The following is a 13,588-nucleotide window of genomic DNA, read 5'->3' as shown; positions in this document are numbered from 1 at the left end:
GCTAAACTATTATAGGTCGAATTTAACTTCGTCTAGTAGTTTGATAGCTGCTTCGTGGTGACCTGCAATCTCATCTAGAGAGATAGTGTCCGCTTTGAAGTCACCCCAAGATGCTACTAGCTCAGAACGCTTAACGCCTTCTTTTACTGGGTACTCGTAGTTTACTTCAGCGTACATGCTCTGTGCTTTATCGCCCGCTAGGAATTCCATTAGCTTAAGAGCATTGTCTTTGTTTGGAGAGTACTTAGCCATCGCCATACCAGAAATGTTTACGTGCGTACCTGTAGACTTCTGGTTAGGGAAGTTAATGTATACCGCATCAGCCCAAGCTTTTTGCTCAGCGTCATTAACCATCTTACCTAGGTAGTAGCTGTTACCTAGAGAAACGTCACATAGACCTTCTTTGATAGCTTTAACTTGCGCACGGTCATTACCTTGTGGTTTACGCGCTAGGTTCGCTTTCACGCCTTCTAGCCATGCTTTAGTCTCAGCTTCGCCTTTATGAGCAATCATTGAAGAAACGAGAGAAACGTTGTAAGGGTGTTTACCACTACGAGTACAGATTTTGCCTTTGAATTCTGGTTTAGCAAGATCGGCGTAGTTGAAGTCTTCACCTAGACGGCCAACACGGTCACGAGATGAGTACACGCTACGAGTACGAGTTGTTAGTGCAAACCACTCGTTTTCAGCGTCTTGATACTGAGCTGGGATATTCTCCTCAAGAACAGCGCTGTCTACTGATTGAACAAGACCTTGTTTAGTCAGTTCTGCTAGACGGCTGATGTCTACCGTAAGAATAACGTCAGCTGGGCTGTACTCACCTTCTTGAGCTAGCTTCTCTGCTAGACCTTTCTTTGCGAACTTAACGTTTACTTTGATACCAGTCTCTTTAGTGAATTCATTGAACATAGGTTCAACTAGGAAAGGTTGACGGTAAGAGTATACGTTCACTTCTTCTGCAGCGATTGCCGCTGTAGGTGCGATAGTTGCGCAAGCCAAAGCAGAAAGAGTTAGCAGTTTTTTCATTGGTTCAGTCCTTTAACTTCGTAATGATAACGTTTATCAGTTGCGTTATTATATTCATCATAGTTTAGAAAACAATGACGAGAAACAAAAAAACCTGCTCATCAGAGCAGGTTTTTGATACTTTTATTTGTAAGTTTTTGTTACATCACAGTTTACGAGCTCACTTTACCGTAACAAATTCTGGATAAGCGCCAACACCACAATCGTGCATATCCATACCTTCCATCTCTTCGTCTTCCGATACTCGGATACCGATCGTCGCTTTAAGTACCGCCCAAACCGCTAGGCTCGCACCAAATACCCAAGCAAAGATCACTGCTGCACCAAATAGCTGCGCTCCGAATGTCGCATCACCATTACTCAGTGGCACAACCATCAGGCCAAAGAAACCACACACACCGTGAACTGAGATAGCGCCAACAGGATCGTCAATCTTAAGCTTATCTAGGCCAATAATACTAAATACAACCAGCGCACCAGATACGGCACCAATAGCCACTGCGTATAGCGGTGATGGTGACAATGGGTCAGCCGTGATAGCAACTAATCCAGCAAGTGCGCCGTTAAGAATCATGGTTAAATCTGCTTTACCCCACGTTGTCTTGCACACAAGTAGCGCTGCGATGGCACCTGCTGCTGCTGCCGCGTTAGTGTTAAGGAAGATTTGGCCCACAGCCGTTGCGTTTTCAAAGTCGGACACCATTAACTGAGAACCACCGTTGAACCCGAACCAACCAAACCAAAGGATAAATGTACCTAGGGTCGCCAAAGGCATGTTTGAGCCAGGGATTGGGTAGATCTCGCCGTTCTTACCATATTTTCCTTTACGTGCCCCCAGAAGTAGCACACCTGCTAATGCGGCTGCTGCACCTGCCATGTGTACAATACCAGAACCCGCGAAGTCGCTAAAACCGGCTTCAGATAGGAAACCACCGCCCCAAGTCCAGTACCCTTCCATTGGGTAGATGAAAGCCGTTAAAACAGCTGAGAAAATAAGGAAAGACCATAGCTTCATTCGCTCAGCAACCGCGCCAGAAACAACTGACATTGCTGTTGCTACGAATACCACTTGGAAGAAGAAGTCCGATTCGAGTGAGTGGTCAGCCCCTTCTCCTTGTGTGCCAATCAATGCACCAAATGATGGCAGCCAACCACCTTCACCATTATCGACATACATAATGTTGTAGCCAACGAGCAAGAACATAGTACAAGCAATCGCGTACAAACAGATGTTCTTGGTTAAAATTTCAGTGGTGTTTTTTGAACGCACCAACCCTGCTTCTAGCATGGCAAAGCCAGCCGCCATCCACATAACTAACGCACCTGAAATGAGAAAGAAAAAGGTGTCTAGTGCGTAACGTAACTCGGTTACTGTTGTTGTTAATTCCATCTTGATGTCTCCAGTCCTTCGAATTCTTGTTGCTGTTACAGCGCTTCTGCGTCCATTTCGCCAGTACGAATACGTACCGCTTGGCTAAGGTCATACACAAAGATTTTTCCATCACCGATTTTTCCGGTGTGCGCTGCTTTTGAAACCGCCTCAATCACGCGATCTACATTTTCTGCTTGTGTCGCTATCTCTAGCTTCACTTTTGGTAAGAAGTCCACTTGGTACTCTGCACCACGGTACAACTCTGTATGGCCTTTCTGACGGCCAAAGCCTTTAACTTCTGACACTGTCATCCCTTCAATGCCAACATCGGCTAGGGCTTCGCGCACGTCATCTAATTTGAACGGTTTGATAATCGCATTTATAAGTTTCATCGCATCCTCTCTGAAGCTGTCTTCCTGTTGCTTCTAGTAATCCAAGGCGCGTGCCAACTTTGTAACTGACTGATTTAATTAAAAACAAAGCGAAATACTGAGATAAAAAACAAAAAGGGCGCACCATTTCGGTGCGCCCTTTTCCCAATCATAAAGCAAGGCAATAACGCCTCACCAATGCTGTGCATCTATTTTGTAGTCAGGAACTCTTTCCATTGCTCTAACAGGATTTCGAAGTCTTCGAGACCACAACTTGCGGTACTTTCACTGTCATAAAAATCAAACTCACTATCGGCATCCATCTCATCACCATGAGCCAGTACATTTTCTTGCACGATCACCTCATCGCCCTGAATGTTAACGCTGATCTCTGTACCAAGCAGTAGATGTTCTTTTTGTGGTTCCAAGCGAGCTTGATCGGTTAACTGTTCAACTTTAGCAATCTTATGCCAATCCTTACCGATCTCTTCTTGCAACCAGCGACCGACAATCTCATGGCCCATGCTCGATTTAACATAGTATTCGCCCATTAAAGTATTTCTAATAAATTCGAATTCCATTGAACAGCACCCTCAAAATTTTGGACCGAGAGTATATAGCGTTCCTATCTCAAGCACAAAAAAAGCGCCTACCAAAGTAGACGCTCTATGACTCTTATCCCCTAAGATAGTTGCAGTTTCAGTCAACAAGACTGCAACGACAACTAACTATGACGAGGAACTAGGCTGGCTCTTGAAAAATAACCGTATCCGCTTTTTCCGTGTACTGTCCCATCTTGTGGAAGTTCAAGTAACGGTATGTATCAGCGGCTGTCGCATCAATTTTCTGAGCATACTCTAGGTACTCTTCTTTCGTCGGAATACGACCTAAAATCGCACCTACCGCAGAAAGCTCCGCAGACGCCAGATAAACGTTAGCACCTGTACCTAATCGGTTCGGGAAGTTACGCGTTGATGTTGACATAACCGTTGCTTTGTCAGCAACACGTGCTTGGTTACCCATACATAGAGAACAGCCCGGAGTTTCGATACGAACCCCAGCGCGGCCAAAGATACCGTAGTAACCTTCTTCCGTTAGCTGATCTTTATCCATCTTCGTTGGCGGAGCAACCCATAGGCGAGTACTTAGAGAGCCATTAAACTCTTCTAGCATCTTACCTGCAGCACGGAAGTGGCCAATATTAGTCATACAAGAGCCAATGAACACCTCTTGGATTTCAGTGCCTTGTACTTCAGACAATAGGCGCGCATCATCTGGGTCATTTGGTGCACATAGCACTGGCTCAGTGATGTCCGCTAGGTCAATCTCAATGATATGCGCGTATTCTGCGTCTGCATCAGCAGAAAGAAGTTCAGGGTTAGCCAACCACTCTTCCATTGCCTTAATACGACGCTCAATCGTACGTACGTCACCGTAACCTTCCGCGATCATCCACTTAAGCATAGTGATGTTCGAGTTTAGGTACTCTTCGATAGACTCTTGAGACAGCTTAACGGTACAACCTGCCGCAGAGCGCTCAGCAGACGCATCTGATAGCTCAAACGCTTGCTCAACAGATAGGTGCTCAACACCTTCAATTTCTAGTACACGACCAGAGAACTCGTTGATCTTACCTGCTTTTTCTACGGTTAGTAGACCTTGCTTGATACCGTATAGTGGAATCGCATGAACAAGGTCACGTAGCGTGATACCTGGCTGCATTTCACCTTTAAAACGAACCAAGATTGATTCAGGCATATCCAGAGGCATAACTCCCGTCGCTGCAGCAAATGCTACAAGACCCGAACCAGCAGGGAATGAAATACCTAGTGGGAAACGAGTATGCGAGTCACCACCAGTACCGACAGTATCAGGTAGCAACATACGGTTTAGCCATGAGTGGATAACACCATCACCTGGACGTAGCGAGACACCGCCACGGTTCATGATGAAATCAGGGAGTGTGTGGTGAGTATTAACATCAACTGGCTTAGGATACGCAGAGGTATGACAGAAAGACTGCATTACAAGGTCAGCTGAGAAGCCCAGACACGCAAGGTCTTTTAGCTCATCACGCGTCATAGGGCCGGTTGTGTCCTGAGAGCCGACGGTTGTCATCTTAGGCTCACAGTATTGACCTGCGCGAACGCCTTCAACACCACATGCTTTACCCACCATCTTCTGAGCTAATGTGTAGCCCTTATCTGAAGCAGATGGATCAACTGGCTTAGCAAACAGATCGGTTTCTTCAAGACCAAGAGAAGTACGAGCACGGCTGGTTAAGCCACGACCGATGATAAGTGGGATACGACCACCAGCACGAACTTCATCCAGCAATACTTTGCTTAGCTCAAAACTAGAGATCTCTGCACCATCTTTACGCACAACACCTTCATATGGGTAGATATCAATTACATCGCCCATGTTCATGTCTTGAACATTCAGTTCGATTGGTAGTGCACCAGAATCTTCCATTGTGTTGTAGAAGATTGGCGCGATCTTACCACCTAGACACACACCACCCGTGCGTTTGTTCGGTACGTACGGGATATCTTCACCCATAAACCAAAGCACAGAGTTTGTCGCAGATTTACGTGAAGAACCCGTACCCACAACATCGCCAACATACGCGAGAGGAATACCGTCTTGTTGCAGCTCTTCGATTTGCTTAATAGGGCCAACACTGCCTGGCTGATCTGGGTTAATACCTTCACGTTCCATCTTCAACATCGCTTTCGCGTGAACTGGAATATCAGGACGTGACCAAGCATCTGGTGCTGGAGATAAGTCATCGGTGTTCGTTTCACCGGTCACTTTAAAGACTTTGACCGTGATCTTCTCTGCTACTTTTTCTTTCGACGTGAACCATTCAGCATCGGCCCAAGATTGCAGAACTTGCTTGGCAAACTCGTTGCCTGCTTTGGCTTTCTCTTCAACGTCATAGAAGGCATCAAACATCAGTAGGGTGTGAGATAGTGCTTTAACAGCGATTGGGGCGAGAGCAGCGTCATCCAACAGAGCGATTAGAGGCTCAATGTTGTAACCGCCTTGCATTGTACCCAGCAATTCAGCGGCTTTTTCTTTGCTTACGAGCGGTGACGAAACCTCACCTTTAGTAATTGCAGTAAGGAAACCGGCTTTTACGTAAGCGGCTTCATCAACGCCTGGTGGGATACGGTTCTCAAGTAGGTCAAGAATGAATGCTTCTTCACCTTGTGGGGGATTTTTAAGAAGTTCCACAAGGCCTGCAACTTGCTCGGCATCTAGTGGTTTAGGAACAACTCCTTCGGCAGCACGCTCTTCGACGTGTTTACGGTAGGCTTCAAGCACGACTTTTTCCTCTCATTGCGGTTCCTCCCTCTTATTGCTATTTATTCAAAATATAAGGGAGTGAACATCCTTGGAAACTTGGCTCTCCTTGCCATATTTTTCATTCAGTTCTGAGTGAGAAACAGCGCCAGAGAGGCCAAACTGTGGGCGGTAATATAGCAAATTTAACGATAAATTAAAATCTCATCATTTTGACCAACATAGCAACTTAAGACTAAAGTTTTATGATTTTTATGCACTTAATTCGCGGATTCCCAGCAATTAAGAATCATCTATTCAGCACATTAATCGCAATAAAATCACTTAAACGTGGTACCAATAATCAGATAAACAGAATCGTATTTTCGTTCGGTTCGACCATAGCCGAACATGATTGGGCCAACTGGTGAATCAACACCAGCGAAAACGGAACCCGCCATATATAACGGCAGCTCATCGTAGTCTAGATCGGGATCAGACCACACTCCGCCATATTCAACCGAGGCCCCTAAATAAAACGGTGAGGTAAACAGGCCGAAATCATTATCGAACCAACGGTAGCGATAAACCAAGCTACTGAAGGCTTTGTTTTGGCCAATCAAACTATTGCGCGGAATCCCCGATAAGTTAAGAAAGCCACCAATTTCTTTCGGGTCGATCGGTACGCTGGAGTTTTTGCTGGTTACGATTCCTACATCAACATTTGCGACCAAAGTATGTCTTGAAATGCTATGAGCAGCCTTCAATTGGCCGTTAAACTCGTAGGTTGTGTCTTCAACTTCCTCTTCGTCAACCAGATCATTATGGTTAGTACTCTCTTCACGCGTGACTAAATAGTTGAGGTCCAAGTAAACCCCTTGGGTTGGCAGACTAAAACTGTCTAGTGTATCAATACGATAGTTAGCGAACGCACCATAGCGTTTGAACGTTACATCACCCAACTGAGGTAAGGTGGACAACTCACCTTCACCATCGGTGTATCTGACACCAAGCTTAAACTCACGCCACAAGGTTTGCTGATAACCAACCGCCGCCTCTGCGACCCACTCAGTGTAACTGACCGGTAAGAAATTCTCTGTCGCCTCTAGTGACGTATCTTCAAAACCAGAAAATGGGGCGTTACGCTTTTCCTTGCTATAGGTCACACCTAATGTGGTAAAGGTTTTTTGACTAGAAAGGAAAGGACTGTATAACTCCGCTTCAATCAGTTTATCTGTTCCCATCTCAACGTTAGTACGAATTTCAGCGCCATGAACGTTCAGATCCGTAAAGTTAGTCGAGACCCCTATCGAGTATTGGCTGTCGGTGCTAAAGTCGTCTTCAAGGAAGAAACGGAAATTGACATAGTTAGGCCCCCAAGACTTTTCATTCACATCGACAACTAAGGTGTCCTGGCCGTCAATTTCATCGTAACGATAAGTCACCAACTCAAAACGGTCTAATGCATACAAGTCTTGAACGCTTTGCTCTACCTGTGCGGTTTTGTACGTGGTTCCGGTTTGCAGATTGAGTCGATTTTCCAGTAATCGCTTGCTGTAGTGAGTGTTGTTATTGATGACAATATCGTCAATTTCAATCTCATCACCGTAGCGCAGATGTTTCCGCGCTTCTTCTTTGTGGTCAATGTAATCTTGATACTCAGCGGCAGACAAACTGTAACGTTTAAGCGCGTCTCGATTCTGCATTGCCACTTGATAGCCCTTGCGAAAAGCTTCGGGCATCTTATCGAATTCAGTCGTTTCCATTTCGCCAACTTCAGGGCGTAACAGGACATCTTGATCGGTTAACGTTTCGGCTTGTCGGCTGGTTGTACTGCGCACTAAGTAATTAGAGAGTTGGTCAGCAACAGTCAGGAAAGTGGTGAAATCTTCTTCATCTTTGTAATCGGTACTGATATCCACCGCCACCACAACATCCGCCCCTAAATCACGAGCGACATCAACAGGCATGTTATTGGTCACGCCCCCATCCACCAGCATTCGTCCATCGACTTCATAAGGTGGCAAAGCTCCGGGTACCGACATACTTGCCATCATGGCATCGACTAAATAGCCATCGCCTATAATAACCGGCTCCAACTCCAAAATGTCCGTCGCGACAGAGCGATACGGAACCGCTAACTCATCGAAGGAGTTAAACGGAGGCAAGTTTCCTGTTGTCTCACGCAGAATGCGCAGCATCCCTTGGCCCTGCACTATGCCCTTGGCCGCTCGTACTTCACCCCAACGTAATCCGAGATCGGTGGTGAGTTGATAACGATCTTCATACTCTTTATCACGAACTCGTCGGTCACTGCGATTGACGCGATCACGGTAGCCATTGTTCCAGTCTACGGTTTCAATAAACGTTTCGATTTCATCGGCGCTCATGCCGGTCGCATACAAACCGCCGACATAGGCCCCCATACTAGTACCCGTTATATAGTCAACGGGCACGCGCAGCTCTTCTAGCGCTTTTAACACCCCAATATGAGCCGCGCCTTTAGCGCCGCCCCCCGCCAACACGACGGCAACCTTAGTTCTATCAACAGGGTCACTCTGCGACTGATGAGCCGCCATGGCTGGTAAAGAACAACTGTAAGCAAACAACAACCAAGCCAGTTTTTTCACGTTGAATTCCTTTTACTGATGAGGTGGTGACTTTTTACCTTGCTAGTTTTATAACGTACTGATTACCAGGTAAACAGCTTTTTGATCCACGCTTGTGGTTGATTATCGCACCTTTTTTTGAATGACCCACTCTGATCCCACACGGGGAGTTTGAACTCGTTACGACAATCGAGCTGCAAATTGCCCTGCGCGGATTTGAGAAAGCCTACGGTGCTAACCTCTTTAGGCCAAGGCAAAGTGAGCTTTTCTGGAATACGGTGGTTGAGGTACTCAGCATAAACACGCAGCGCACCACTAGAGCCAGTGAGTTTAGTTGGCTTGTTGTCATCTCGTCCTAGCCAAATGGTGGTAACCTCTCGGCCATCAACCCCAACAAACCAACTATCGCGCGTATCGTTACTGGTGCCTGTTTTCCCCGCTAACGCAGCCCAAGCAAACTGACTATTGAGATAACGTCCTGTGCCTTCAGCAACTCCGCGCTTCATCGCGTAAGTCGTCAGCCATGCCGCTTGTTGATCGACGGTTTGCGTCGAGCGTGGCAAGGATTGGAACAACACTTCACCATCTAGGTTCACGACTGAGCGTAATGCAGATAACTCAGCTCTACGACCCGAGTTAGTTAAGGTTTGGTACATCTGAGCAACTTGAAATGGCGTAAGCGTAAACGAGCCAAGGAACATCGATGGCACCGGGCGCACTTCCTTCCTATCGACGCCCAGTTTTTCCAATGTATCCACCACATTAGAAATGCCTAAGCGCATGCCTAGTTGTACTGTCGGGACATTGAGCGATTTGGCTAGTGCAATGTACAAGGGGACATCACCGCGGAACTTGCGATCATAGTTACGTGGCGACCACACCGAACCTTTACTGCCCTTAAGACTTAACGGTTTATCGTTAAGCGTCGTGGCTAAGTTGTATTTTTCCGGTTGCTCTAACGCTGTTAAGTAGACGGCAGGTTTCGCTAACGAACCAATCTGGCGACTGGCATTGAGCGCACGGTTAAACCCATCATACCCAGTTCGTTTTCCACCAACCATTGCGCGTATTTCGCCAGTGTGACGATCGACCGCGATGGCGGCACCTTCAAGATCTTTACCCGCCACCTTGGCTAGCTGCGGGATCTTTTTCGCAATTGCGGTTTCGAGCTCGAACTGCGAAACGGGATCAAGCGAAGTGAAGACACGTAACCCGACATCGGATTGGAACACGTCGCCCACTTTTTCTTTGAGCTCGATTTTGAGCTGTTGGAAATAAGCGGGTTGTCGACTCGCAATACGCGGGTTGTCTTGGATATCCAGCGGTCGATCCGCAGCCATTTCAAATTCGTTGGCGGTCAAGATACCTTGCTGCATCATCAGGCGTAGCACCAAGTCTCGGCGCTGTTTAGCTCGTTCAGGATACCGAACCGGGTTGTAATAAGATGGCCCTTTTACCATGCCAACCAGCAGTGCGAGTTGGTCAATTCTCAACTCTTGAACAGGTTGACCGAAGTAAAGTCGCGAGGCCAAACCAAAGCCATGAATCGCCTGTCCTCGGCTTTGTCCAAGGTAAACCTCATTCAAGTACGCTTCAAGAATGCGATCTTTGCTATAACGGTAGTCTAAGATAAGCGCAATATAGGCTTCACGGACTTTACGCCACAATGTGCGGTCGCTGGATAGAAAAATATTCTTGGCAAGCTGCTGGGTTAAGGTACTCCCGCCTTGTACGGTTCTTCCTGCTTTCACGTTGGCGACCATAGCACGCGCGATCGCCAGCGGTGACACCCCATCGTGCTGATAGAAGTTGCGATCTTCGGTCACTAACAAAGCATCAACCATCACCTCTGGGAATTGATCGCGACGTAAGAACAAACGCTGTTCATCGTGGCTCTTTTCTAGCATCCCGAGCATTTTCGGCTCAATGCGTAAATATCCCATTTCGCCTTTGTGCTCCAAAGACTGAATCCGCGTTAAGCCACTTTGGTTGAAATGCAACATCACGTGACGATCAGGCTCAGGACCATCGGTAAACTCAAAAGGACGACGAATCAGTTCGATCTTACTCGAGGATGAGGAGTACTCGCCTGGGTAACGTGGCTGGCGAACTTTACGGTAGTTAAGGACATCTAGTTCGTTGGTCACCTCTTTCAGTGAGATGGCTTCACCCGGGGCTAAATTTAGAATACGCGCATAAACCACCGTAGGCAGATCGAACAACTGCCCATCAAAACGCTGCTTAACCACGCTATCAAGATAAATACCGACAAACAACAACACCGCGAATCCCGCCAGTGCTGCTTTCCAGCTCACGCTCCAAATCATTCGTAACCAGCGACGCTGGCCCTTCTTACTAGAGGTGCGTTTTCTCGGTTTTGAGGTACGTTTTCGAGCGGTTTTTTTTGTTGTTTTGGTGCTCGTACTGCTGTTTTTCTTGGTCATGATTACTGATTAAAATGTCTTTTAGTTTTTGTTGTCGCGATATGGTTAGCGGGATCATCAGGCCAAACATGCTTTGGGTAGCGTCCTTTCATCTCTTTCTGCACTTCTTTGTAAGCCCCAGCCCAAAAACTGGCGAGGTCGCGAGTGACCTGAAGCGGTCGTTGTGCTGGAGACAAAAGCTCTAACACGACGGTTTTGCGTCCTAACGCAATTTGCGGCGACGTATGTTCGCCAAACACTTCTTGCATGCGAACCGAAAGCATCGGCTCTTGTCCTTGTTGGTAACGTATCTTTTTCTTCGTTCCCGTTGGCAGTTGGTAAGAGACCGGCAACCACTGATCGATTTCCTGATTTAATGGCCACCCGACATAAGCCATCAGAGCCGCGTTCAAATCAACTTTAGCCAACCCTTTCACTGAATGAACACCTGACAAGTAAGGCTCTAGCCATAATTCCAAAGCATCCAGTAAACCTTGCTCTGCCAGATTGGGCCACGGTTTTTCTGGTAACCATTCAGCCGCACAGCGCAAACGTTGCAAGGTATCCTCACTTTGAGCGCTCCACTGTAATACTGAAAGCCCTTTACGGCGAACGAAATTGAGTAAAGCTTGCGTCATTTTTTCTTTACTAGGCTCCGGGAGTGCTTTTTTCTCAACCACCAATTCGCCAAGTCTTTTTTGCTCTTCCGCAATTAAGCGACCTTTACTTTCATCCCAATCTACTCGTTCATCAAGAGAAAACAGCTCACCATAAACAGACTCTAAGTGCGCGATATCCAGTTCGATCACGGAAAAGATACGCGATGATTCCGCTTGGCTGCGCATCAGGTCGATCACCACCAAATAAGCACTCGACGCCAGCACTTCGTCATCAGCCAATTGAGCGCCATGCCCATTGGCTAAACGGAAACGACCCGCTTGCTGATGACGCATTTGGGCGACTCGGTCTGGAAATGCCACCGCAAGCAACAAGGCAACATCCGATGAATCCAGCGTTTGGCATTCAATCGAGCACGCCAGTTTTTTCGCCAATTGCTGAGCACGCTGCATCACCATGGCTTGCTTGCTATGGCGCTTAGCAACAAAGCGGTGCACACAGTGAGAGAAATCAATTTGGTTTCTCTCAGGGTTTTCCAATAGAGCGACAACACAGCAGGCAGCAGCGGCCATCTGCTTTGTTTGAGCAAACGCCAACATAGCTGCCATTCTCGGCTCAACCCCTAACTGAATGGCCAACTTACCCGCTGAGGTTAGCTGACTTTTTTTATCGATAAGCTTCAGTGAGCGCAGTAATGCGTGCGCCTGGTTCAACGCACTTTGCGGAGGTAAGTCCAACCACTTCAAGTCAGCGACGTCTTGTGCTCCCCATTGAATGAGTTCCAAGGCTAAGCTGGCAAGGTCTGAATGAAGGATTTCCGCAGCCGGCACGTGAGGCTGCTGCTGCAACTGATTCCCACTGTACAAGCGAACACAAATGCCCGGCTCTGTTCGCCCAGCTCGCCCCGCTCTCTGCTCCGCTGAAGAGCGAGCAATACGACCTTGCTCGAGTCGGGTAACCCCGCTTTTTAAATCAAACTTCGCAATCCGCTCTAATCCAGAGTCGACGACGAGACGTATCCCTTCAATGGTGAGTGACGTTTCCGCGATATTGGTTGCCAATACAATTTTGCGCTTACCTTCATCTGCGGGCTGAATCGCTTTTTGCTGCTGCGAGAAACTCAACTGGCCATATAAGGGGCACACTTCAATATCATCAGCAAAATCACTCAGCTTCTCTTCGACACGCTTAATTGCAGCTACGCCTGGCAAAAAAGCCAACAGCGATCCCGGCTCGTTACTCATTAAGTACTTAATTTGTTGAGTGAGCAGATCTTCTATTGATTGGTTGGCCTTAGCGGGCAGATAGCGATGCTCAACAGGGTAGCTCCGCCCTTGCGATTCAACATAACGAGCCTCAGGCAATAAACGGCACAAAGCCTGCTGATCCAACGTTGCCGACATCACCACAAGTTTAAGATCGTCGCGCAGCGCCTCTTGAATCTCTAAGCAAAAAGCCAGCGCGGTATCTGCATGAATGCTACGTTCGTGAAATTCATCAAAGATCACTAAATCTATGCCATTTAACTCGGGATCCGATTGAATCATGCGAGTTAACACCCCTTCAGTCACAATCTCTAACTGAGTCTGGCTACTGACTTTCGACTCTCCTCGAACGCGATAACCGATGCGCTGACCGACAGGCTCGCCAAGCTGGTTGGCAAGATAGCAAGCAATATTACGCGCGGCCAATCGCCTTGGCTCCAGCATTATCACCTTTCCTGTCACCACGTTTTGCTTCACTAATTGCAGCGGAAAGTAAGTCGATTTACCGGCACCCGGGGCGGCCTTAAGAATGAGTTGGTTATCGTCGCGAACCCCAGAAAGCAGTTCTGGTATCACGCCTTCAATAGGCAGTTGTGACAATGGAAGGACCTTGTGA

Annotated in this window: 8 protein-coding genes; all 8 read right to left on the bottom strand. The window is 47.3% G+C overall.

The genetic code is table 11. From position 1 onward, the window contains the following. Window positions 1-9: 9 nt before the first annotated feature. Window positions 10-1,026, bottom strand: a complete 1,017-nt coding sequence (locus RH45_RS02110) for a Fe(3+) ABC transporter substrate-binding protein (protein ID WP_008073278.1) — start codon at window positions 1,024-1,026, stop codon at window positions 10-12. 160 nt (window positions 1,027-1,186) lie between these two features. Continuing rightward, complete coding sequence (locus RH45_RS02105; RefSeq protein ID WP_008073277.1) at window positions 1,187-2,416, bottom strand: ammonium transporter; 1,230 nt, start codon at window positions 2,414-2,416, stop codon at window positions 1,187-1,189. A 35-nt stretch (window positions 2,417-2,451) separates the two neighbouring features. Continuing rightward, window positions 2,452-2,790: a P-II family nitrogen regulator gene (gene glnK / locus RH45_RS02100; protein ID WP_004742633.1), complete on the bottom strand. Its 339-nt coding sequence runs from the start codon at window positions 2,788-2,790 to the stop codon at window positions 2,452-2,454. Between the two features lie 188 nt (window positions 2,791-2,978). After that, window positions 2,979-3,350, bottom strand: coding sequence for a YacL family protein (locus RH45_RS02095; RefSeq protein ID WP_039958124.1), 372 nt, complete (start codon window positions 3,348-3,350; stop codon window positions 2,979-2,981). 160 nt (window positions 3,351-3,510) lie between these two features. After that, complete coding sequence (gene acnB, locus RH45_RS02090; protein ID WP_008073270.1) at window positions 3,511-6,099, bottom strand: bifunctional aconitate hydratase 2/2-methylisocitrate dehydratase; 2,589 nt, start codon at window positions 6,097-6,099, stop codon at window positions 3,511-3,513. Window positions 6,100-6,398: 299 nt separating this feature from the next. Beyond that, on the bottom strand, window positions 6,399-8,636 hold the full coding sequence (locus RH45_RS02085) for a patatin-like phospholipase family protein (RefSeq protein ID WP_050796242.1): 2,238 nt from the start codon (window positions 8,634-8,636) through the stop codon (window positions 6,399-6,401). Window positions 8,637-8,749: 113 nt separating this feature from the next. Beyond that, entirely contained in the window at window positions 8,750-11,110 is a 2,361-nt protein-coding gene (mrcB, locus tag RH45_RS02080; RefSeq protein WP_008073268.1) for a penicillin-binding protein 1B, read from the bottom strand. Window positions 11,111-11,112: 2 nt separating this feature from the next. Beyond that, complete coding sequence (gene hrpB / locus RH45_RS02075) at window positions 11,113-13,572, bottom strand: ATP-dependent helicase HrpB (RefSeq protein WP_008073267.1); 2,460 nt, start codon at window positions 13,570-13,572, stop codon at window positions 11,113-11,115. Between the last annotated feature and the right edge of the window lie 16 nt (window positions 13,573-13,588).

It is taken from the genome of Vibrio sinaloensis DSM 21326 (assembly GCF_000189275.1).
GTDB classification, from domain to species: domain Bacteria; phylum Pseudomonadota; class Gammaproteobacteria; order Enterobacterales; family Vibrionaceae; genus Vibrio; species Vibrio sinaloensis.
Note: the sequence above shows the minus strand (reverse complement) of the source record. Positions and strands in the feature narration are given on the sequence as shown.

What these genes read in the sequence shown, in the direction of transcription:
- RH45_RS02085 (WP_050796242.1), bottom strand. Translation starts at nt 8,636, where the DNA reads ATGGCGGCTCATCAGTCGCAGAGTGACCCTGTTGATAGAACTAAGGTT.
- mrcB (WP_008073268.1), bottom strand. Translation starts at nt 11,110, where the DNA reads ATGACCAAGAAAAACAGCAGTACGAGCACCAAAACAACAAAAAAAACC.
- RH45_RS02095 (WP_039958124.1), bottom strand. Translation starts at nt 3,350, where the DNA reads ATGGAATTCGAATTTATTAGAAATACTTTAATGGGCGAATACTATGTT.
- glnK (WP_004742633.1), bottom strand. Translation starts at nt 2,790, where the DNA reads ATGAAACTTATAAATGCGATTATCAAACCGTTCAAATTAGATGACGTG.
- RH45_RS02110 (WP_008073278.1), bottom strand. Translation starts at nt 1,026, where the DNA reads ATGAAAAAACTGCTAACTCTTTCTGCTTTGGCTTGCGCAACTATCGCA.
- RH45_RS02105 (WP_008073277.1), bottom strand. Translation starts at nt 2,416, where the DNA reads ATGGAATTAACAACAACAGTAACCGAGTTACGTTACGCACTAGACACC.